Annotated in this window: 17 protein-coding genes and 1 pseudogene; 9 read left to right on the top strand and 9 right to left on the bottom strand. The window is 36.4% G+C overall.

Annotation, left to right across the window (positions count from 1 at the left end; genetic code table 11):
- Positions 1–75 precede the first annotated feature (75 nt).
- The 6 genes and pseudogenes from BOQ62_RS01035 to BOQ62_RS01060 form a co-directional block, all read right to left on the bottom strand.
- Positions 76–2,439 (bottom strand): patatin-like phospholipase family protein, encoded by a 2,364-nt coding sequence (locus tag BOQ62_RS01035; protein WP_129036587.1) that lies wholly within the window; start codon positions 2,437–2,439, stop codon positions 76–78.
- A gap of 185 nt (positions 2,440–2,624) precedes the next feature.
- Positions 2,625–5,312 carry a PD-(D/E)XK nuclease family protein gene (locus BOQ62_RS01040; RefSeq protein WP_129036588.1) on the bottom strand — a complete coding sequence of 896 codons (2,688 nt, stop codon included), beginning with the start codon at positions 5,310–5,312 and terminating at the stop codon, positions 2,625–2,627.
- Positions 5,309–5,845 carry a DUF922 domain-containing protein gene (locus BOQ62_RS01045; RefSeq protein ID WP_129036589.1) on the bottom strand — a complete coding sequence of 179 codons (537 nt, stop codon included), beginning with the start codon at positions 5,843–5,845 and terminating at the stop codon, positions 5,309–5,311. Before BOQ62_RS01045 ends, BOQ62_RS01040 begins: the two co-directional genes overlap by 4 nt.
- A complete protein-coding gene (locus BOQ62_RS01050; RefSeq protein WP_129036590.1) occupies positions 5,845–6,249 on the bottom strand; it encodes a hypothetical protein in 405 nt (134 codons plus the stop codon). The genes BOQ62_RS01045 and BOQ62_RS01050 overlap by 1 nt, the downstream gene beginning before the upstream one ends.
- 61 nt (positions 6,250–6,310) lie before the next feature.
- A complete protein-coding gene (gene rsmG / locus BOQ62_RS01055) occupies positions 6,311–6,946 on the bottom strand; it encodes a 16S rRNA (guanine(527)-N(7))-methyltransferase RsmG (protein WP_121487569.1) in 636 nt (211 codons plus the stop codon).
- 98 nt (positions 6,947–7,044) lie between these two features.
- Positions 7,045–8,381, bottom strand: a pseudogene (locus BOQ62_RS01060) (M20/M25/M40 family metallo-hydrolase).
- Positions 8,382–8,622: 241 nt separating this feature from the next.
- Here BOQ62_RS01060 and BOQ62_RS01065 point away from each other — a divergent pair.
- The 5 genes from BOQ62_RS01065 (at position 8,623) to BOQ62_RS01085 (ending at position 14,242) form a co-directional block, all read left to right on the top strand.
- Positions 8,623–9,816, top strand: a complete 1,194-nt coding sequence (locus BOQ62_RS01065; RefSeq protein ID WP_129036591.1) for a pyridoxal phosphate-dependent aminotransferase — start codon at positions 8,623–8,625, stop codon at positions 9,814–9,816.
- A gap of 33 nt (positions 9,817–9,849) precedes the next feature.
- Positions 9,850–12,789 (top strand): M16 family metallopeptidase, encoded by a 2,940-nt coding sequence (locus BOQ62_RS01070; RefSeq protein ID WP_129036592.1) that lies wholly within the window; start codon positions 9,850–9,852, stop codon positions 12,787–12,789.
- Between the two features lie 148 nt (positions 12,790–12,937).
- On the top strand, positions 12,938–13,570 hold the full coding sequence (locus tag BOQ62_RS01075; RefSeq protein ID WP_034698496.1) for a peroxiredoxin: 633 nt from the start codon (positions 12,938–12,940) through the stop codon (positions 13,568–13,570).
- Positions 13,571–13,685: 115 nt separating this feature from the next.
- A complete protein-coding gene (locus tag BOQ62_RS01080) occupies positions 13,686–13,994 on the top strand; it encodes a thioredoxin family protein (RefSeq protein WP_034698499.1) in 309 nt (102 codons plus the stop codon).
- Positions 13,994–14,242 carry a DUF6952 family protein gene (locus BOQ62_RS01085; RefSeq protein ID WP_047495508.1) on the top strand — a complete coding sequence of 83 codons (249 nt, stop codon included), beginning with the start codon at positions 13,994–13,996 and terminating at the stop codon, positions 14,240–14,242. Before BOQ62_RS01080 ends, BOQ62_RS01085 begins: the two co-directional genes overlap by 1 nt.
- Positions 14,243–14,866: 624 nt before the next feature.
- Here BOQ62_RS01085 and BOQ62_RS01090 read toward each other — a convergent pair.
- Genes BOQ62_RS01090 through BOQ62_RS01100 form a run of 3 tightly spaced genes read right to left on the bottom strand, consistent with a single transcriptional unit; the run spans position 14,867 to position 17,113 of the window.
- On the bottom strand, positions 14,867–15,556 hold the full coding sequence (locus BOQ62_RS01090) for a Bax inhibitor-1 family protein (RefSeq protein WP_129036593.1): 690 nt from the start codon (positions 15,554–15,556) through the stop codon (positions 14,867–14,869).
- Between the two features lie 38 nt (positions 15,557–15,594).
- On the bottom strand, positions 15,595–16,032 hold the full coding sequence (locus BOQ62_RS01095) for a peptidylprolyl isomerase (protein ID WP_228413519.1): 438 nt from the start codon (positions 16,030–16,032) through the stop codon (positions 15,595–15,597).
- 46 nt (positions 16,033–16,078) lie between these two features.
- Positions 16,079–17,113, bottom strand: a complete 1,035-nt coding sequence (locus tag BOQ62_RS01100; protein ID WP_129036595.1) for an acyl-CoA reductase — start codon at positions 17,111–17,113, stop codon at positions 16,079–16,081.
- A gap of 59 nt (positions 17,114–17,172) precedes the next feature.
- Here BOQ62_RS01100 and BOQ62_RS01105 point away from each other — a divergent pair, with 59 nt between their 5' ends.
- The 4 genes from BOQ62_RS01105 (at position 17,173) to BOQ62_RS01120 (ending at position 21,021) form a co-directional block, all read left to right on the top strand.
- Positions 17,173–17,523 carry a 4Fe-4S binding protein gene (locus BOQ62_RS01105; protein WP_105702977.1) on the top strand — a complete coding sequence of 117 codons (351 nt, stop codon included), beginning with the start codon at positions 17,173–17,175 and terminating at the stop codon, positions 17,521–17,523.
- Between the two features lie 111 nt (positions 17,524–17,634).
- A complete protein-coding gene (gene serC, locus BOQ62_RS01110) occupies positions 17,635–18,699 on the top strand; it encodes a 3-phosphoserine/phosphohydroxythreonine transaminase (protein WP_129036596.1) in 1,065 nt (354 codons plus the stop codon).
- Between the two features lie 109 nt (positions 18,700–18,808).
- Positions 18,809–19,774, top strand: a complete 966-nt coding sequence (locus BOQ62_RS01115) for a D-2-hydroxyacid dehydrogenase (protein WP_129036597.1) — start codon at positions 18,809–18,811, stop codon at positions 19,772–19,774.
- Positions 19,775–19,776: 2 nt separating this feature from the next.
- On the top strand, positions 19,777–21,021 hold the full coding sequence (locus BOQ62_RS01120; RefSeq protein ID WP_129036598.1) for a DUF1015 domain-containing protein: 1,245 nt from the start codon (positions 19,777–19,779) through the stop codon (positions 21,019–21,021).
- The last annotated feature ends 27 nt before the right edge of the window (positions 21,022–21,048 follow it).

The following is a 21,048-nucleotide window of genomic DNA, read 5'->3' on the forward strand; positions in this document are numbered from 1 at the left end:
TAAATCCTTTTATCTAAATAAAAACTTTAGATAAAAGGATTTTTTAATATCTTAAAAACTGAGAAAAATTATTCTTTAAAACTTGAAGCCAACGCTGAAATAGATCCTTGAAAAATCAAGCTGGCTGTTTCTGGAAACATTCAGATTGATAGGTCCAATCAGAGATTCATATCCAAGGTTTACTCCATACCCAAACATATCAAAGCTGTTATTAAAAGGTGAAAGCTCTTCACTCACTTTTCCATAGCTGAACGAAGGAGTAAGATAAAGTTTTTTCATAATTCTGTACTGAAATGACACTGCAGCCTTTGCTACTGAAGTCATAGGAAGTTCTTTCTGACGAAGACCATTGAATTCAGGACTTAGCAGATCATAATTATATTCGCTTCCTCCCAGGTTATATTTCTGATTTAAAAACAGATACGGGACCTGCTCATCTCTCTTTGATCCAAAGCTTGCTCCCAAAAATACGTTGGCCTTTACCGTCAGTCTTCTTGTAATAGGATGATAAAAGTTTTCATTCAAAGTAAAAGAAATCAGGTTTTTAGGCTCATAATAATAAGAGTCTTTTGGATTAAGAATCAGATATAAAAGAGGCTGCACCGTTTCCAGATCATAAAGCTGATATCGATCACCATAATAAAATCTTGTGCTCACCTGAAGATGATTCCCTTTTGTTGTAAAATATCTTTTGTTAAGATTGTTCTGTTCAAACTTCAGAAATGTGTTGAAATTACTGTGGTTATAGAGTTTTTTACTGTAATTATCCACTTTTGCCTGATCTACTTTATCCAATAAACTATACATTCTTTCTGTACTGAATTCCGTTCCCACAGAAAAATATGCATTGGGGCTGATATTATAATTCAGGGCAATTTTTCCGGTGATATTGCGGTACATATGGTTAGGAAAGCGGTCGCTGCCATCTTCGTTTACATCATACAGCCTAAAATTTAAATCATTACTTTTAAGATTAACCATTTTTGCTTCCAGATCCAGCCACAAACGCTCACCACTATCCAGAAACTGCTGATAGGCAAGTTTAGCTTTGAAACGTTCGGAAATATCTACTGTTGCCAGAAACCTTGATCTGTTCAGGAGAATATTTCTGTAGGTATAGTTCACAATAATTCCTACTGACTGCTCTGTATCATAATGCAGGGCGAGTTTAAATGCTCCTTTTTTCGCTCTTTTCACAAAAATATTCATCACAAGACCATCATCCACCTTGGTATAGGTATAATACACCTTAACGTACTGGCGCATTCCGAATACACGGTCTATGGCTTCATTAACTGTTTTTGCATCGTAATACTTCCCTTCTGTAAGACCCATTTGTTTTTTAAGTACTTCAATTTCTGCTGCATCTGTAATAGGTGTTCCGTCTTCTTCATTAAAAGTGAATTTTGTGGTAGGCAGTTTCACCTCTTCAATCATCGTATGCTCATATTGGATTCCAGCTTTTCGCTGAGCTTCTGCCAGAGCTACAAACTCAGGAAGGTGCTTTCTGGCCTCCGTCTCTCCTATTTTGATAATCCTTCTGAATTTGGCAAAATCCTTCGTGGTAATCTCTCCCAAAGGATCTACAAAGTCTACGAGAATATTAGAGAGTTCTTTTTGATGCTTAAAATCTTCTACGGAACGGATGGCATGAGTCTGATAGATCATCTTCATCGGATTTTCAATTTCTTTTTTGGTAAAAAGCCTGAATCCGGTATAGCCTCCAATCACAAAATCAGCACCCATCACTCGAACTTCATTGGCAGGATAATTACGATCCAATCCGCCATCTACCAAAAGTTTTCCGTCAATATAAACAGGAGCAAAAGCTGCAGGAATTGCCAATGTAGAACGAATAGCCAATGGTAAGGATCCTTCTTTCTGCATCACGAGACCTCCGTTTTCAATATCGGATGAAGTAAGCTGAACAGGAATTCTTAGTTTACTGAAATCGTTGATATGCTTCGCATTGAAAGTAAGCGTATTAAGTACTTCTCCCATGTATTGACCCTCAATATAAGAACTTGGAAGTGTTGGAATTCCTTTCACTACCGGAAATTCAAGGATATACTTATCATATTCGTCTTTCTCGCTGATATTGACTTTATTATAAGGTATTTTATTACTTAGAATCCTACCCCAATCCATTTTATAGACCGTATGCTTCAATTGGTCAGCATTATATCCCATAGCATATAAACCGCCCAGAATACCTCCCATACTGGTTCCTGTAATATAATCTACTTTGATTCCCAATGAGTCAATCATTTTCAGAATCCCAATGTGAGCAAATCCTTTTGCGCCACCACCACTGAGAGCAAGACCAAACTTAGTATCTTTGGTTACATTCTGAAGGGCAATATTCAGGGAATCATTTTTTTGCTGAGACTTGACAGTAAGAGAAATAGCGATCGCTAAAAATATCAGGATTTTTTTCATTAGTGATTCTTTGTGTATCTTATTACAACTTTAAAAGTTTATGAAGGAGTAAAGATACACAAAAAAGTAAACTGCATAAATGGCTCTTTTCGTGAAATAAACAATTGAATTTGCACTTATTATTAAAAATAAACAACCTACTGATTTTCAGATAAAAAGACTCGTATCATCAACGTTAAATCTGTTTAATACGTTTTTATGGTTTCCACAAAATTAATGTCCGGGTTCAGGATTTCAAGAATAAGACTTTTGACAGATTTCATGGCATCATCAATATTTCCTTTGTCAAATTGTAGAGAAACCATTCCTTTTTTAGCATCGGCAAAACTCCATATTCCTGTTTCGATCGGGAATCCCCAGAATTCCGGAAGATGTTGTACCACGTAATGATAGATACAAAGCTGAAGTGCCTGTTTTCTGTCACTGTTATGAAAATATTCGTCTACATTATCCTGATCGATTTTTACAGTAAGATTTTTGATCTTAGCTGTTTTATAATCAATGATTCTCAGGGTTCCGTTCAGTTTATCAATTCTGTCAATATATCCTAAGAATGAAATTTTATCATTTCCATCAAGAGGAAAATCTATATTTTCAAACTTTCTTTCGATATCTACAATCTCCAGTTTGTTACCCTGCCTTATAAGTTCCAGATCATGATTCAGGACATTTTCAATTACTTTTTTAGCAATAGCTTTATGGATATAATTCATCCCTTTCTCATAAAATTCAGGCTGGTGTTTCAGCTTCTCAATGGCAATATTTATATAGTGATCTATCGCTTTAACTGAATTCTTTAAATCACTTTCTTTTAAAACCTTACCCTTCAAAACCTCATACACTTCTTGAAGTGAATAATGCACTAAATTTCCATAATTTTTTATAGAAAGTTCTTCTTCAATTTCATCTGTTTCCGAAGTATTCAAAATCTTGGAAAGATAAAAATCAATCGGGTTATAGAGATAGCTTGTAAGATGGGAAGCTGATACTTTTCCCTTCCATTTCTGAAGACGCTCCTGTACAATCTGCGTCTTGGTAATTTCGATCGGTTTGGTCACAATAGGCTCGGAAGAATTTTCAATAATCAGATGTTCTATCTCATGGGAACTCTCCATTTCGATCTGGGTAATGAACCTGCTCTTTTCTCCGGTATTCACTCCCGAACTCAATGCATTGTACAGCAAATGGACATTCTTTGCATCCTGAATCAGCCTGTAGAAATGATAGGCATAAATACTGTCATTCTCCAGAAAGGTATGCAGATCAAAGAATCTTCGGATATCAAAGGGAATGTAGGTATTCTGAGAATTTCCAAGAGGAAGCTTTCCTTCATTGACAGAAAGCAGAATAACATTTTCAAAATTCAGGAGACGTGTTTCCAGTAATCCCATGATCTGTAATCCTCTCAACGGCTCTCCCTGAAAGTCAATACTCTCAGAGTTGATATGCTGATTGATCAGAATTTCCAGCGTTTCCATTTTGATCTCAATATTGTAGGGAGTCAGCTGGTTTTTGATGATTCTGAATGCATTTTCAAAGTGAGAGACATTCTCATACTGAATATCGTCTATTTCCAGCCATTTTACCTGCTGGCAGAATTCAATCAACATATCCAGATAGAGACTGGTGCTGGCTGCTTTCTGAAGAAGCCCAAAGTAAGACAAACCACTCAGCAGTTCTTGTAAAAGCTTATTAGAAATATAAACAATATTCCGCTCTTCTACTTTAGCTTTAAAATCATTGATAATCTGTTCGTCTTCTGCAGATTTCGGAAGTTCTTCCAGGATCGGGAAAACATCCCTGTAATAGTAAGAAGATTTGTTTTTTTCCAATTGTTTCTGCAGATAGAAAAGACGTTTGACTGCATTGGAGAAAGATAAGTTTTTCAATGGGAATCCCATTGTAATATTCAGATTATCAACTCCATGCATTACATCAAGACTTGCAGGAAGAAGATTTTCGTCCAGCAACACTACTGCAGTGTTGGAATAGGTTTTATTATTGATCTCTTTAAAGATCTCAGGTAACACTTTGGTCTGGGTGACATTTCCGGAGACTTCGTATACCTTAATTTTTTTAGGTTGATTAAAATCGTCTTCTATCCACTGGAAAGCTCTGTTATCATCAAACTCTTTCCATGTTTTATGATTTCTCAGAAATTTCCCGGCCTCCTGTCTTTCATCATCAAAATAATAACGGTCCGCCTGAAAGAAACATTGAGCTTTATTCCATTGCAAAAGACTTCTTACGAGCTTTTCTTCTACCGGAGTAAAGGCATTAAATCCACAAAAAACGAACTCTTGTTTGGTGTTTTTAGCGAAATCTACAATCTTGGCTTTAGCAGCCTCATGGATCATTCCGGAGGTTGCCCAATTCTTTTCCTGCAGTCTCTCCTTTAAAACGGGGAGATAAACATTCATATTCTGCCAGAAATTAAGAAACTTCTTTCTTGGGACATCATCATCCTCACCAAGGTCCTGAGCCCATTCTTTGATCCTTTCCTCATCAAACATATATTGAAGAACAGCCTGATCACTGTCTGAGAACTTGAGAATATCATCCCAATCCTTCTGTAACGTAGGAAACCACTTCAGAAAGTCCGAAAAATCATCTCTTGGAATAAGATTCAGACTTCTATATACATCAAATGAAAAAAGCCACAGCGGAATTCCCTGAATAGGCTGCTGATCGGCAATGGTATTGATAAGTTCTTCTACGGTAAAAAAGTTGGGTAGAAACCCAGAATAATTATTTTCTTCTAAGATCTGTCTGATAAACACAATGGGACGTTTTCCGGGCAGAATAATATTAAACGCAGAAAGATCCGTGTTTTGGGCTAGCAGTTCGTGGATGATCTTATTGAGGAATTTCAATGGGCTTGGTAGCTTTTTAGGTTGTCTAGTTCTTCAGAAATGGTATTATTATATTCTGCCTGTTTTTCTTTATCTATTCCATGGCGGGTATCTCTGTCATAAGCCATCTGGAAGTTTTTATAATCTGCGGAGATTCCATCATAAATAGTTTGGAAATATTTGTTATAATCTCCTGATGTTTTGATTTTTTCAGCAACGACCTTCCTGAATTTTCTCACAAATAATTCTGCAATATCAAAATGTTTTTGCTCATGCAGCAGGATATAGCCGTCCATTCTTTTGACATCTTTCCAGGATTTTTCTTCGTGAAACAGGGTTTTAATCGTAATTGTAACAGGAGCATTTGGATCTGAAGATTTCTTAGAATAAAATTCCCAGCCACAATGGGTATATGCTGCTACATCAGGATTCTTTTTCTTGCTAACAGGGCTCTTAAAATTATCCCACGTCAGCTTTTTGCCTTCTTCCCAAATAATTTTCTGTCCGGCCACAGCCTGGGCTGCCAATAAACACAATACAAACGTCAATCTCATTATTCCACTACAATTGTTTTGGTAATCCAGTTATTCCCTCCATTCCAGAATTTAAAAGTATAAGTTCCTTTTCTTTGCGGGCTGAAGTTAATCTGGTTTGCCCCCACATAACTACTCTGTGTACAAGGTCCGTTTGTGATATATTTGTAGGAAGTAACGGTTCTTTCAAGATTATTGTTGTAAATATAATCATATCCGTAAAAACCTTCGCAGTGAGACGGATAGGTAGAATAAGTCTTTATGCTCTGGATGGCAAAAACATCCATGGTATCATTGACGATTTTTACGCTGTCTATTTTGATTTTATCAATAGACTCAATGGTATGGTAATCGTCATCATTACACGAAACCAGAAGCACGCTTAACACGAATACTGAAAACCCAATATTTAAAAGTTTTTTCATAACCTTTACTTTTCTGATTATTAACAAATATTAGCAAAAATTATTCCTTATTTACATAAAATTAGGAATTAAAATTACCTTTTGATACATAAACTACTTTTTTAGTATCAAAAAATTCTTCATCAAAATAGTGTTTAAGATTGAAAATTTCACATTTAAGTCCGGCTAGTTCTTCTGCAAGATCACCTCCTTTTAAATATAAAATTCCGTTATGTTTAGCGTTAAACTGTTCTTTTTCAAATTTTCCTTTCAGCCATCTTAAAAATTCCGGCATCTGGGTTACTGCTCTGCTGACTACAAAGTGGAATTTCTCTTTCAGCTTTTCTGCCCTTCCGTGGATGGCCGTTACATTGGTTAAGCCTACTCCATCAGCTACAGCCTGTACTACACTGATTTTCTTTCCGATAGAATCAATCAGAGTAAATTCCGTATCCGGAAACAGGATTGCCAGAGGAATTCCCGGAAAACCACCTCCGGTGCCGATATCCAAAACTTTGGTTCCCGGTGCAAATTCCATCACTTTTGCTATTCCCAAAGAGTGCAGAATGTGCTTTTCATACAGCGATTCCATATCTTTTCTGGAAATTACGTTGATCTTTTCATTCCATTCATTGTACAGATTTTCCAGTTTAGAAAACTGTTCTTTCTGTTTTTCAGTAAGATCCGGGAAATATTTTAATAGTAACGATGCAGACATGTGAATTATTATAAACCGCAAAAATAAGTTTTATTTCTCTTGTATTCAAATCTACTTTTCCTGATCCGGCTGTAAACTCAGCTTTTTCGTCCAACCCATTATTTCGCAATTCCCGGAATTACAGGTACACTAAGGTTTCCTGACTGATTAACGGACTGTACCGCAAAAATATAATTGTCTTTCGAAAGCGGAACCTTTATGGAAAGCCCTGTTGTGAATATTTTTTTCTGCCATACCGGACTGTCCGTTTCTCTTGCCAGCACATAATAGCCTGCCGGAGTTCCGGATTTTGGTTTTTCCCAATGTAAAGTTGTTGAATTGGTCAGTTCTTTTACATCCATCTCTACTTTCTCAGGTTTTGAAGTAGATTTTGCAAGGCTGGCCAGTACGGCAATATTGGCTGCAATATTCTTTTTCAGATATTTAAAATCTATAAATTCGGGAAGATCACCGTATTGCTTATTGTTTTCTATTCTTATATCCTGATGCTGATGATCGTAGTTTTCATAATATTCTGTCAGTCTTACGGAAGGAAATCCGTTATTCACAAAGCTGGTGTGATCTCCTCCACGCAAAAACCTGTCATTCCTGTAGATCAGTTTGACCTCCAGTCCTTTCACATATTGTTCTGTAATTTCTTTGATATAACGGGCCAGCTGTCTGGATTCACTATCATTTTCAAAACCCAGGTTCCTAATCGTCATTGCTTTTTTATCGAGGTCTTTGTAAGGCAGACCTTCACTGAATACGCGAAGTACACGGGTATTAATTTCTCCAGTTTCTCCTGCTTTGGGATTACCGATCATATCATTGTTCAGAACCGCTTCCAGTTGTAAATTCTCTCTTTTGATCTTTTCCGCAAGCTGTTTAGACCCCAACAACGACTGTTCTTCTCCGGAAAAAGCCACAAAAATGATAGATGCAGGAAATGAAGATCTGCTCAGTATTCTGGCAGATTCTATAACAGCACTTACTCCACTTCCATCATCATTGGCTCCGGGTGCTGCGGAAGTTCTGTTCATCACATCCGTCACTCTTGAGTCAAGATGTCCTCCGATCAGGAAGATTCTTTTATCATTTGGGTCTGTTCCTTTCAGAAAAGCGACTGCATTTCCAAGATTTACGACTTTATCGATTCGTTTTCCATCAGGCTGAGCATCTTCCTGCTGAAGATACACTTCCATTCTGCCTCCGGAATTTTTCGCATAATTATTGAATTTTTTTATCACCCAGCTTCTTGCTGCGCCAATACCCTGTTTAGGATCATCTGTGGAGCTTAAAGTATGCCTGGTTCCAAAACTTACCATTTTCCGATATACGATTTTAGCGAATCTTCATTTACCTGTGACACATATTTCTTCACTTCATTATCTTTTGAATATCTCTGAGAGAAAACAGTACAGGAGATCAACAATAAAAAAACGGAATATTTCATACGATAGGTCTTAGATTGTTTAAAGATACAAAACCCTTCGTTTCATCAATCATTTTTTATCCCCTCTGATTCTGTGTTCCAATCGTTATTTGCTCAATTACGCTCAATTATTTAATGAAACGGTATCACTTTTCAATATCAATTTTTGTCCAAAACCTGACAAAAATCTTCTACGCAAAACCACTTTTCTTATCCCTGCAAGGCGTTTTTATTATATATTTGTTAAAATTCAAAAAATACAATGGATAGACTTTCAGATAGAGTAAAAAGATTAGGATACTCCCAGACATTCGTAATGTCAAATAAAGCAAGAGAAATGAAAGCCAATGGAATAGATGTGATCAGCTTAACTCTTGGCGAGCCGGATTTCGATGTTCCGGACAATATCAAACAGGCCGCTTTCGATGCCATCAATGAAAATTACAGCCACTACTCTCCTGTTCCCGGATTTCTGGAACTTCGTGAAGCTATTGCGTATAAATTAAAAAGAGATAATAACCTGGAATATAAACCGACTCAGATTTGTGTTTCAAATGGGGCTAAACAGTCTATTATCAATGTTTTGGCAGCCATTATCAATGATGGTGATGAAGTTCTCCTTCCTGCCCCTTATTGGGTAAGCTATGATGAAATGGTAAAAATGATGGGCGGAACTTCTGTAATGCTTCCTACCTCTTATCTTACTGATTTCAAAGTAACTGCAGAACAGCTTGAAGAAGCTATTACTGAGAAAACCAAAGCTGTACTTTTCAGCTCACCATGTAACCCTTCAGGAGGATATTATACTTATGATGAACTAAAATCCATTGCAAAAGTGATTGCCAAATACCCACAGGTGACAGTCATTTCCGATGAAATTTATGAATATATCAATTACGAGACTAATACTACTTCTATTGCTCAGTTTCCGGAAGTATATGAACAGACAGCTGTAATCAACGGAATGTCAAAAGCATTTGCGATGACAGGATGGAGAATCGGATATTCTGCATGTCCGGAATGGCTGGCAAAAGCTTGTGAAAAAATACAGGGTCAAATGACCAGCGGAGCTAATACAGTAGCTCAGAGAGCTTCTATTGTTGCACTGAAAACAGATCCTTCCGAATACAGATACATGATTGATGCTTTCAAAAAAAGAAGAGATCTTGTGTATGAACTCATTAAAGAAATCCCAGGGTTCAAAGTACTGCTTCCTAAGGCGGCATTTTATTTCTTCCCTGATATCTCGCACTATATCGGAAAAACGCTGAACGGTACAGAAATTAAAAACTCTGATGACTTTGCGATGTTCCTTCTGGAAAATGCTCATGTAGGATGTGTAGGCGGATTCTCTTTCGGAAGTCCGGAATGTATCAGATTCTCTTACGCTGCTTCTGAGGAAGATTTGAGAGAAGCGATGAAAAGAATTAAAAACTTATTGGAACCATTCAATTAATCAACTAACCATCAACAATAAAACACAACAGCAATGAATCTGTTAAAAAAACTAACCATCGCTACAAGTATTGCCGCTGCAAGTTTTGCAGGACATGCTTTTGGCCAGGATTTCCAATGGAAAGAAGCTAATTCTAATGGCTACAAGTACAAATACGTTACCAACGACCCTACTTCCGCAAGGTATTATACTTTGAAAAACGGATTAACGGTTATTTTGAGTCCAACAAATAAGGACCCGAGAATACAAACGTATATTGCAACAAAAGCAGGAAGTAAAACTGACCCTGCAGACCATACAGGTCTTGCTCACTATCTGGAACACATGCTTTTCAAAGGAACCAATCAGTTTGGATCTAAAGACTGGGCTAAAGAAAAGCCACTTTTAGACCAGATTGATGCTCTTTACGAAAAGTACAACCAGACCAAGGATGAAGCCAAGAGAAAAGAGATCTACAAAGAGATTGACAAGGTTTCAGGAGAGGCAGCTAAATACGCTATTGCAAATGAGTACGATAAAATGATGGCTGGTATGGGAGCGGACGGAACTAACGCCTTTACTTCCTTTGAACAGACAGTATACACAGAAGACGTACCTGCCAATGTTCTTGACAAATTTCTTGCTGTACAGGCTGAAAGATTCAGAGAACCGGTTTTAAGACTTTTCCATACGGAACTTGAAGCTGTATATGAAGAAAAAAACAGATCTCTTGATGATGACGGAGATAAGGTTTTCGATACGATGTTTGCGAACCTTTTCCCTAACAACAATTATGGAAAGCAAACAACCATTGGAACCATTGAACACCTGAAAAACCCTTCTCTGCATGCTATCAGAGAATACTACAACAATTATTATGTCCCTAACAACATGGGGATCATTATGTCCGGAGATTTTAATCCGGATGAAGTGATTACAAAGATTGACAAGGCTTTCTCTTACATGAAACCTAAAGCAATTCCTGAATATAAAGTAGGACAGGAAAAAGCGATCACAACTCCGGTTGTAAAAGAGGTTGTAGGGCCCAATCCAGAAAACGTAATGCTTGGTTTCAGATTTCCGGGAGCTTCTACCAAAGATGCAAGAATGCTGAACCTTGTTGGAAATATGTTGACCAACGGACAAGCCGGATTGATCGATCTTGATTTGGTAAAAAAACAAAAATTACTGGGTGCTTATGCCGGATCTTATGCTTTAAAAGATTATTCTGTTTTACTTTTACAAGGCAAGCCTACTGAAGGACAATCTCTGGATGAAGTAAAGAATCTTCTTCTACAGGAAATTGATAAATTAAGAAAAGGAGATTTTTCTGATGATCTTATCCAATCTATCGTAAATAACGAAAAGAAAGGGATTATTCAGAAAGATGAAAAATATTCGTCAAGAGCAAGTATCCTGATGGATGAATTTACTTCAGACATTGACCACAAAGCATCGTTGGAATATGTAGATGAAATTTCAAAACTGACGAAAAAAGACATCATGGATTTCGCATCCAAATATCTTCAGAATAACAACTACGTTGCTGTTTACAAAAGAAAGGGTGAAGACAAGAGCATTGTAAAAGTTGACAAACCTACTATCACTCCGGTTTCTGTTAACAGAGAAGATCAGTCTCCTTTCCTTAAGAAGATTGATGAGATGCCAGAAAACCCAATCGCTCCGGTATGGTTGAATTATGACAAAGACATTGCTAAAAACAAATTAGCTGACGTAGACGTACTTTCTGTTAAAAATACAGACAATGCATTATTCAGAATGTATTATCACTTTGATTCAGGAAAATGGAATAACAAAATTCTTCCATTGGCTGCAGAATATCTTCAGTATTTAGGTACGAAAGACAAGTCTTCGGAGGTTATCAGTAAAGAATTCTACAAACTGGCTTCAAGCTTTAATGTAGGAGCCGGAAATGAAGAAACCTATGTATCTCTTGAAGGTTTAAATGAAAACTTCGATAAAACAATTGCTTTATTTGAAGATCTCATTAAAAACTGTCAGGCAGACCAGACAGCTCTTGATGCTTACAAAACAAGACTGAAGAAAGCCAGAGCCAATGCCAAGCAAAACAAAGGAACCATTATGGCCGGATTGAGAAGCTATGCTCAATATGGTGCACAGAATCCTTTCAACAATGTACTGAGCGATGCTGAACTTGACGCATTAAAAGCAGAAGATCTGATTAATGTTCTTCACGATTTGTTTAATTTCAAGCATAAAGTACTGTATTACGGGCCAAAATCAGGAAACGAAGTAGTAGCATCTTTAAAACCTGTTCACAAGCTTCCTGCGACCCTTAAGGATCTTCCTAAGTCTAAAACTTTTGCACAAATCCCAACAGATAAGAATAAAGTATTATTTGCTCATTATGACATGGTACAGGCAGAAGTTTTCTGGGTAAGAAATTCTGACCAATACAATCCATCCACTACGCCAACGGTAAGCTTATTCAATAATTATTTCGGAGGCGGAATGGGTTCTATTGTTTTCCAAACGATCAGAGAATCAAAAGCACTGGCTTATTCTACTTACTCTTATTTTGCACTTCCAAGCAAGAAAACAGACAAGGATATGGTTATGGCTTATGTAGGAACACAAGCAGACAAATTCAATGAGTCTACAATGGCAATGAATGAGCTTTTGACTACCCTTCCAAAATCTGAGCAGTTATTCGAAACAGCAAAAAGCGGATTGAAAAAATCAATTGCTTCTGAAAGAATTACTCAGGACGGAATCATTTTCTCTTATCTTAAATCTCAAAGACTTGGAAACAACTTTGACATGAGAAAGAATGTCTATGAACAGGCACCAAAACTTTCTTTCACAGACATCAACTCTTTCCACGATAAGGAAATGAAGAACAAGAACTACACCTACTGTCTCGTTGCTTCTCAAGACAAAGTAAACGAAACAGATATGAAGAAATTAGGCGAAGTAAAAAAACTTAATTTAACTGAAATATTTGGTTATTAAAATAAACAAAAAGCCCTGATATCAGGGCTTTTTTATTTAACAACCCACCAAAAACAATTATAGATTTTATTTATCGATTTTAGTTTGTTTGATAGATGAATCTTTCATATATTTGCATAAGAAATTTAAATATAAAAAAAGAAAAATTATGTCTTTAGTAGGAAAAAAATTCCCAAATTTAACAATTGACGCAATGTCTGAAATGGGTGACGATCTAAGAATCAACATCCTTGATGAAGCAGTAAACAACCAGCAAAAAGTTCTTTTATTCTGGTACCCTAAAGATTTCACTTTCGTATGTCCTACTGAGCTTCACGCTTTTCAGGAGGCTTTAGGTGAATTCGAAAAAAGAAACACTAAAGTAATCGGTGCATCTTGTGATACTAACGAGGTACACTTCGCTTGGCTGAACACACCAAAAGATAACGGAGGAATTGAAGGAGTAACGTACCCACTTTTAGCTGATACGCACAGACAATTGGCTAACACATTGGGAATTGTTGATCAGGATTTCGAATATGATGAAGATGGAAATGAAGTTTTCACAGGTTCTAACGTAACTTACAGAGCAACTTACCTTATCGACGAAACTGGAAAAATCTTCCACGAAGCGGTAAACGATATGCCTTTAGGAAGAAACGTAAAAGAATTCTTAAGATTAATTGACGCTTACACACACGTACAAAAGCACGGTGAAGTATGCCCTGCAAACTGGGAAGAAGGAAAAGACGCTATGAAAGCTGACAGAACTTCTACAGCAGAATACTTAGCGAAGAACTAATATAATGTGTTAATTTGAAAATGAGATAATTGGAGAATTATCAAAAATTATCTCATTTTCTTCTTTACAAAAACATTCGCACATTTTCAAATTAACAAATTTTCAAATTACAATCATGTATACAGAATTAACCGAAGATACATTACAAAATATAGTTAACGACAACGAAAAAGTAGTTGTTCAGTATGGCGCAACATGGTGCGGAAACTGCAGAATCATGAAGCCGAAATTCAAAAAATTAGCCTCTGAAAATGACTCTATTCCATTTTTATACGTAGATGCTGAAAAGCTTCCTGAAAGCAGAAAATTAGCAAAAGTGGATAACTTACCTACTTTTGCCATCTTTAAAAACGGAGAATTAGTGAACCAGGTTCAGTCTAACCAGGCAGAAAGTTTAATTAACCTTTTTAACGAATTAGCATAATGAAATTACCCGTAATCAGACAGTTTTATCAGAATCAGACCCCTGAAAATCTTGAAAAAACATTAGAAGTACTGGAAAGTTTCTGCGAATTCAGAGGAACTAGCGAAGAAGATTTAAATGTTGCAGGAGAATTGATTACCAATATTTGTGGTGCTTTAGAAGTGCACAGCAACGTACAAAACGGAATGAGTGAAAAAGATGCTTTAAACTCTTTTGCTCAGAAGGTTTTAGGATCCATCGACAAATAACATCTTACGATTATTTTTAATCATAAGACTATAAAAACACAAAATATACAATACCTGAGGTTTTCCTCATTACTATACTTTTTTCTATTCTTTAAGAATCTTTTATTTCAACTAAAATGTACTTCAAAGGACTTTAACCCGTCACATGAGGCTGGAAGTTGCATGAAAAATTATAAAGAATAACCAATTAAAATCCCGGTGAGAATATCATCAGGATTTTTTGGGTTTATAGTTTAAACACGAATAGCACAAATATTTTTCACAAATAACACAAATGTTTTTACTAATAACACAAATAAAGATACACAATCATCCGTGTCAATCTGTGGAATCTGTGGGATATTTATAAGTTTCGGCTAAAGCCTATTGATGATGGCTTATTTAAAGCAAATGGGCTAAAGCCCATTCCTATTGAATTAATCTATTCGTGAAGGAATAAATAAACGCAATCATCTGCAGAAATCCGTGGAAAAAATAAACAGGATAATACCCCATTCCTATTGAATTCGTGTTATTCGTGAAAACATTTGCGAACTTTGTGTTTAAACTTTATGTTTAAATAATAAAAAAATCCCGATGAAAAATCACCGGGACTCTATTTTTAAAGCTAAGAAAACTTATCAATTAGCTTCTTCTGTTCATTAAAATACTTAGAATATACCAGAATAAAAGCATAATGGAAGCAAAAAGCTGCAAAGCCGCTCCTACATATTGGTTCGTTCCATATGAGTCTTTTAATTTACTTGTCTGATATAGAATTGTAGCTGAAGCTAAAATCACCATTCCAACGGAGAACCACAGTCCAAGGTTAAAACCAAAGATCATCCCTCCTACAATCAGTCCGATAGAAATAAATCCACCGATTACAATGATATTTCTTAAGAAAGAAAAATCTCTTTTAGAAGTAAATGCCACTGCAGAAATACCCGCAAACATAGCAATCGTTAAAGTAGCAGCCTGGAAGATCACATTGGTACCACCCGTCATATTGGTTGCAATAAAAAGCAGCGGTAAAAAGATAATCGCTTCCAACAGAATGTAAAATCCTAATCCTAAATATTGGGTAGATTTACTTTGTGAAAGAGACCACTTGGAAGCTAAAACAGAAGCCAGCCAGAAAACCCCGATAATCAGCAGCCAGATATATCTTTGGCTAAACATCATTGCAATAAGTTCTGCTGGAACAGTTTTCAATAATATTGTTTCAACTCCAATAAATGCAAGAATAGATAAAGCAACATGCAAATACGTCTTCTTGTAAAAACTCGCCTTCTCAACGTCTGAAGAATGAGCGACTAAAACATCTGTCATCATAGTTAATATTTTTTTAGTTAATCGAAAATAAAATTCATTTACTTCGCAGGCAATACTCCCAGAATTTTTCCGTCATCCTCAAATACAGCGGTAATAGCCTCTTTGGAAGATGATTCTCCTGCATATTTATATTTAATACTTGGATGATTCGTACCATCCATCGTCTTGTAATATCCTGTTTTTAAAATTTCAAGTTTTTTATTGGGATCAATACCGTCTTTGACCTTTTTCAAAACAGCATCTGTAACGATTTCCTTTACTTTCTCAGAAAGCAATCCATCAATAGTTGTACGGTCAGAAGCCTGTAAAGCATCCACAAACTTAAGGAAGTTATCATTATATAAGTTAACTTTTTCCTTACTTATAGCAGCCGGCTGCTCTTTCTTCTGGCCATTCTCAACCTTCACACCTGCAATCTTCTGCGCAAACACTATCTGCACCCCTACAAGAGCAAGTCCCAGCAATAATTTTTTCATAGTATTCATTTTTATCTGGTGAAATAAGTGATGGAAGATACGAAAATCAGACCAGTTCCAAAAATTTCATCGTATCCACATTATCTGCATAGGTATCAAGTCCCGGATTTTGTGCTTCTCCAAAAGAAATTGCATTCAAGCCGATCTCTTCTTTTGCCACTACACACTGGATATTTTCTTCGTTTTCAGCAATGAAAGATTTCACCTCATCCAAAGATTCATATCTGCTGAAATTGATTACCGAAAGTGGACTGAAGAGCTTATCATCTTCTTTCAGCATCACAAAATTATTATCCCAGAATTTATCCTGATTCAAAAGATAAACTGCTCTGTTATAATCATAATTGTTAGCATATTTGTTATGATTGATGATATCCTGGAAACCTAAGAAACTTTCAAACAATCTGTCAATTACAAAATCCTGAGGAATAAAAATTCTCGTCACATTTCGGCATCCTAATCCAAAATACTGGAAAATATCATTTGCCAGCAGCTCCAGTTCTTCTTGTGTTTCATCGCCTTTCAGCACGGCAACAGAAGTTCTGTTTTTGCGGATAATGCTTAAATGATTTTTAAAATAATATTCCAGATATCTTGCTGTATTATTACTTCCAGTAGCAATAACGGCATCAAAATTTTCTAATTTTTCTACAAATTCAAAAGCTACATTCTCATTAGAAAATTCTTTCCATTTCTTTAATAAGAACGGGATCATATACTTATCTTTTGAAGACAGTTTAATCACAGGAATATGATTGCCCAAAACAACGGACATTACATCATGAAAGCCCACTAAAGGGATATTTCCGGCTAAAATAAGTCCAACTCTCTTTGAAATTTTAGAAATTGAATAATTGTTAAGCCAGTTTTTGATATTTTCCTCAGTCAAAAGATCTGACCATTGCTGTAAAGCAAATTTCTGATTATCAATGGTAAACCACGGATTTTCTATTTCAGATCTTTTTAATAATAATTCAATATCAACATCATCTTCATTGTGATCTTCTGATTTCTTCGCTAAAAACGCTTTTATATAATCACTTAATTTAATAAGTCCTAAAACTTGATTTTCGGTATTCATAATTACTTTAAAATTGGGGAATATTTTGTAATTTTGTGCAAATTTAAAAAAAATTAGCGATGGCTATTAAAATAACTGATGAATGCATTAATTGCGGGGCTTGCGAACCGGAATGTCCAAATAATGCAATATATGAAGGAGCTGTGGATTGGAAAGCTTCTGACGGTACGGCTCTTCAAGGTACCATTACAATGCCGTCGGGACTTACTGTAGATGCCAATTCACCACAGGAACCTGTAAGTGATGATGTATACTTCATTGTAACAGATAAATGTACAGAATGTAAAGGATTCCACGAAGAACCTCAGTGTGCGGCGGTATGCCCTGTAGACTGCTGTGTTCCTGACGAGGATCACGTAGAATCTGAAGAAGCTCTTCTTGACAAAAAAGCATTCTTACACGGCGAATAAAAAAGATTCCGTCTCATGATCTGTGAGGCGGAATTTTTTGATCAAAAATCACATTTAACCAAAAATAAAGCTGAAGGAATTTCAAATCCTGAAGCACCAAAAAATAAAAATATGAACAAAAAGCACAACTTCAGCGCAGGACCATGTATTTTACCACAAGAGGTATTTGAAAAATCAGCACAGGCTATCCTTGATTTTAACGGTATCGGATTGTCTCTTCTTGAAATTTCTCACAGAAGTAAGGATTTCGTTGCGGTAATGGACGAAGCGCGTGCGATTGTAAAAAGATTGATGAATCTTGGTGATGATTATGAAGTACTTTACTTAGGTGGAGGTGCCAGCCTGCAGTTTGCCATGGTTCCTTACAACCTGATGAAAGTAGGTGGAAAAGCAGCTTACCTGGATACAGGAACTTGGGCGGCCGGAGCCATCAAAGAAGCAAAAAAAGTAGGATCAGTAGATGTGGTAGGTTCTTCAAAAGAAGAAAACTATTCTTTTATTCCTAAAGATTATACGGTAGGTGCAGAATATGACTATTTCCACTGTACTTCCAACAACACGATCTATGGAACTCAGATGAAATCTTTCCCAGAAGTGGATACGCTGATGGTATGTGATATGAGTTCTGATATTTTCTCAAGACAGCTGGATTTCTCTAAATTTGATCTGATCTATGCTGGTGCTCAGAAAAATATGGGCCCTGCAGGGGTTACTTTAGTGGTGATTAAAAAAGAAATTCTTGGGAAAACAGGAAGAGAAAACATGTTTTCTATCCTTGATTATTCTCAGCACATTGCTAAAGAATCTATGTACAATACTCCACCGGTATTTCCTGTATATGCTTCTTTACTTACCCTTCAATATCTTGAAAGAAACGGAGGAATTGCTGCTGCAGAACAAAGAAATGAAGCGAAGGCCAAGCTTTTATATGATGAAATCGACAGCAATCCGTTATTCGAAACTTTCTGCGTAAAAGAAGACCGTTCACTGATGAATGTTTCTTTCAAAATTACAGACGAAAGTAAGAAAGAAGAATTTGACAACGCATGGAAAGCTGCGGGAATCAGCGGACTCAACGGACACAGAAGCTTAGGCGGATACAGAGCAAGTTTATACAATGCCTTACCAATTGAAAGCGTACAGGTTTTGGTGGATGTAATGAAGTCAATAAAATAGCTTATATTAGGCGACCGAAAAATAAAAGGATATCAGACAAAAGATGTCAGATAACAGAACTCAAAATCTAACTTCTGACATCTTCAATCTAACATCAATAAAATAACTCATGAAAGTTTTAGCAAACGACGGAATCTCAAAAGCAGGAGAAAACACTTTAAAAGAAGCCGGAATTGAAATTCTGGACAATAGAGTGGCTCAGGATCACGTTATTAATTTTATCAACGATAATAATGTGGACGTTCTTCTGGTAAGAAGTGCAACGAAAGTGAGACAGAATCTGATTGATGCATGTCCCGGCCTTAAAATCATTGGAAGAGGCGGTATCGGGATGGACAATATTGATGTAGAATATGCTAAAAGTAAAGGCATTAAAGTCATCAATACGCCTACAGCATCTTCAAAATCAGTAGCAGAATTGGTTTTCGGACACTTTATTTCACTGGCAAGATTCCTTCACGAATCTAACAGACTGATGCCTCTGGAAGGAGAAACTCACTTCAACGCCATGAAAAAGTCTTTCAGCAATGCGTATGAACTTTCAGGGAAAACATTAGGCGTAATCGGCTTTGGAAGCATTGGCCAGGAAGTCATCAAAATAGGAATTGCTTTAGGAATGAAAGTAACCGTTCTGACAAGAAGCCCTAAAACAGAAGTTCTTACCTTGAATTTCTTCGATGGACAGTCTGTGAACTTTGAAATCACTTCCACCAATGACATGGATGCATTCCTTAAAGATGCAGATTTCATCAGTATCAACACGCCGAAGACGAATGAATATATTATAGATACGCCTCAGTTTGAAAAAATGAAAGACGGGGTCTATATTGTAAATACTGCAAGAGGAGGTGTCATCAATGAAGTGACCCTAATCGATTTTATCGAGTCAGGAAAAGTAGCCGGAGCGGCATTGGATGTTTTTGAAAACGAGCCAAGCCCGGAACTGCCTTTACTGATGAACCCCGCATTATCACTTTCCCCTCACGTAGGAGGTAATACGGTGGATGCGCAAGAAAAAATCGGTATCGAACTTGCAGAACAAATTATTAAGCTACAAAAAGAAACTATAAGATAAATATGCCTGTTTTTAAACCTTTCCGTGGAATAAGACCTCATAGAGACTTGGAGAGTACTTTCCCTACCCATCCACTGGATAATTTCACCCAGGAAGAGATTGCAGAGAAAGCTCAAGTTGAAAATACTTACATCAATATGATTAAACCCTATGTTGTAAGTAAATCTAAAGATATTGACCGGAACCTACGAAAGATACGTTCCACATTTGAAGAACTTCTGGACGAAAAGAAATTGGTCCAGGACAATTCTGCCTATTATCTTTATGAGCAGATCTATCCCAACAAACAGGTGTTCAGGGGGCTTCTCGGATTGGCAAGTATTGAAGATTTCTGGAATGGAAAAATCAAAAGACATGAAAGTACCATTCCTCAGAAAAAGGAAAAACTTGCTCATTACCTTGAAAAAGTAAATCTGCAGGCAGAACCTGTACTCCTTACCTATCCTGCCAATTCAAAAATTGAACTACTGATGAATCATGAGGAAAAAAATGTTCCTATTTTCAACCATGTAGACTCTATCGGGATCAGACACAAAATCTGGAGAATAGACAACCGTCTGAAGCTGCAGCAGTTTAAAGAAGTAATAGATCAGATTGATTCATTCTACATTGCAGACGGACACCACAGAATTGGTTCCACAGCAATAAATGCCAAATATCATAAAGAAAAGAACAAAAAGCATAATGGTACAGAGCTTTACAACTTTGTATACAGCTTTATTGTTTCCAATCAGTCGATTAAGATTCACGATTATAACAGAATCTTACATGATCTGAATGGCATTTCTCCTGAAGACTTCCTGAAGGAACTTGAGAAATATTTCCTTATTCACGAAAAAGGAGAAACATCATACTACCCTTCTCAGAAATTCCATATTTCAATGTATATGGATGGGAAGTTCTACTCTCTTCATGTGAAACACGATCTTCGTTCCAAAGAAATGTCTCTGGACAACCTGGATCACCACCTTCTGGACAAGTATATTTTCAAAAATATCCTGAAAATTGAAGACCCGGATAGCTCTGAACTTATTTCTTATGTAAAAGGGACTTCCAACATTAACGGAATCAATCTTTTAAAAGAAAAAGTAGACAGCGGTGAAGGTAAAGTAGGTTTTGGTATTTATCCTGTAAGTTTTAATGATATGATTAAAATTTCAGACTTAAAATTAAGCATGCCTCCAAAATGTACATTCATTGAGCCAAAATTGATTACAGCCCTGTTAATGTACGACATGAAACCTTAATAAATTACTAATTTTTCCCTACTTTTA

This window comes from Chryseobacterium sp. CH21, from assembly GCF_004119445.1.
Lineage (GTDB): Bacteria > Bacteroidota > Bacteroidia > Flavobacteriales > Weeksellaceae > Chryseobacterium.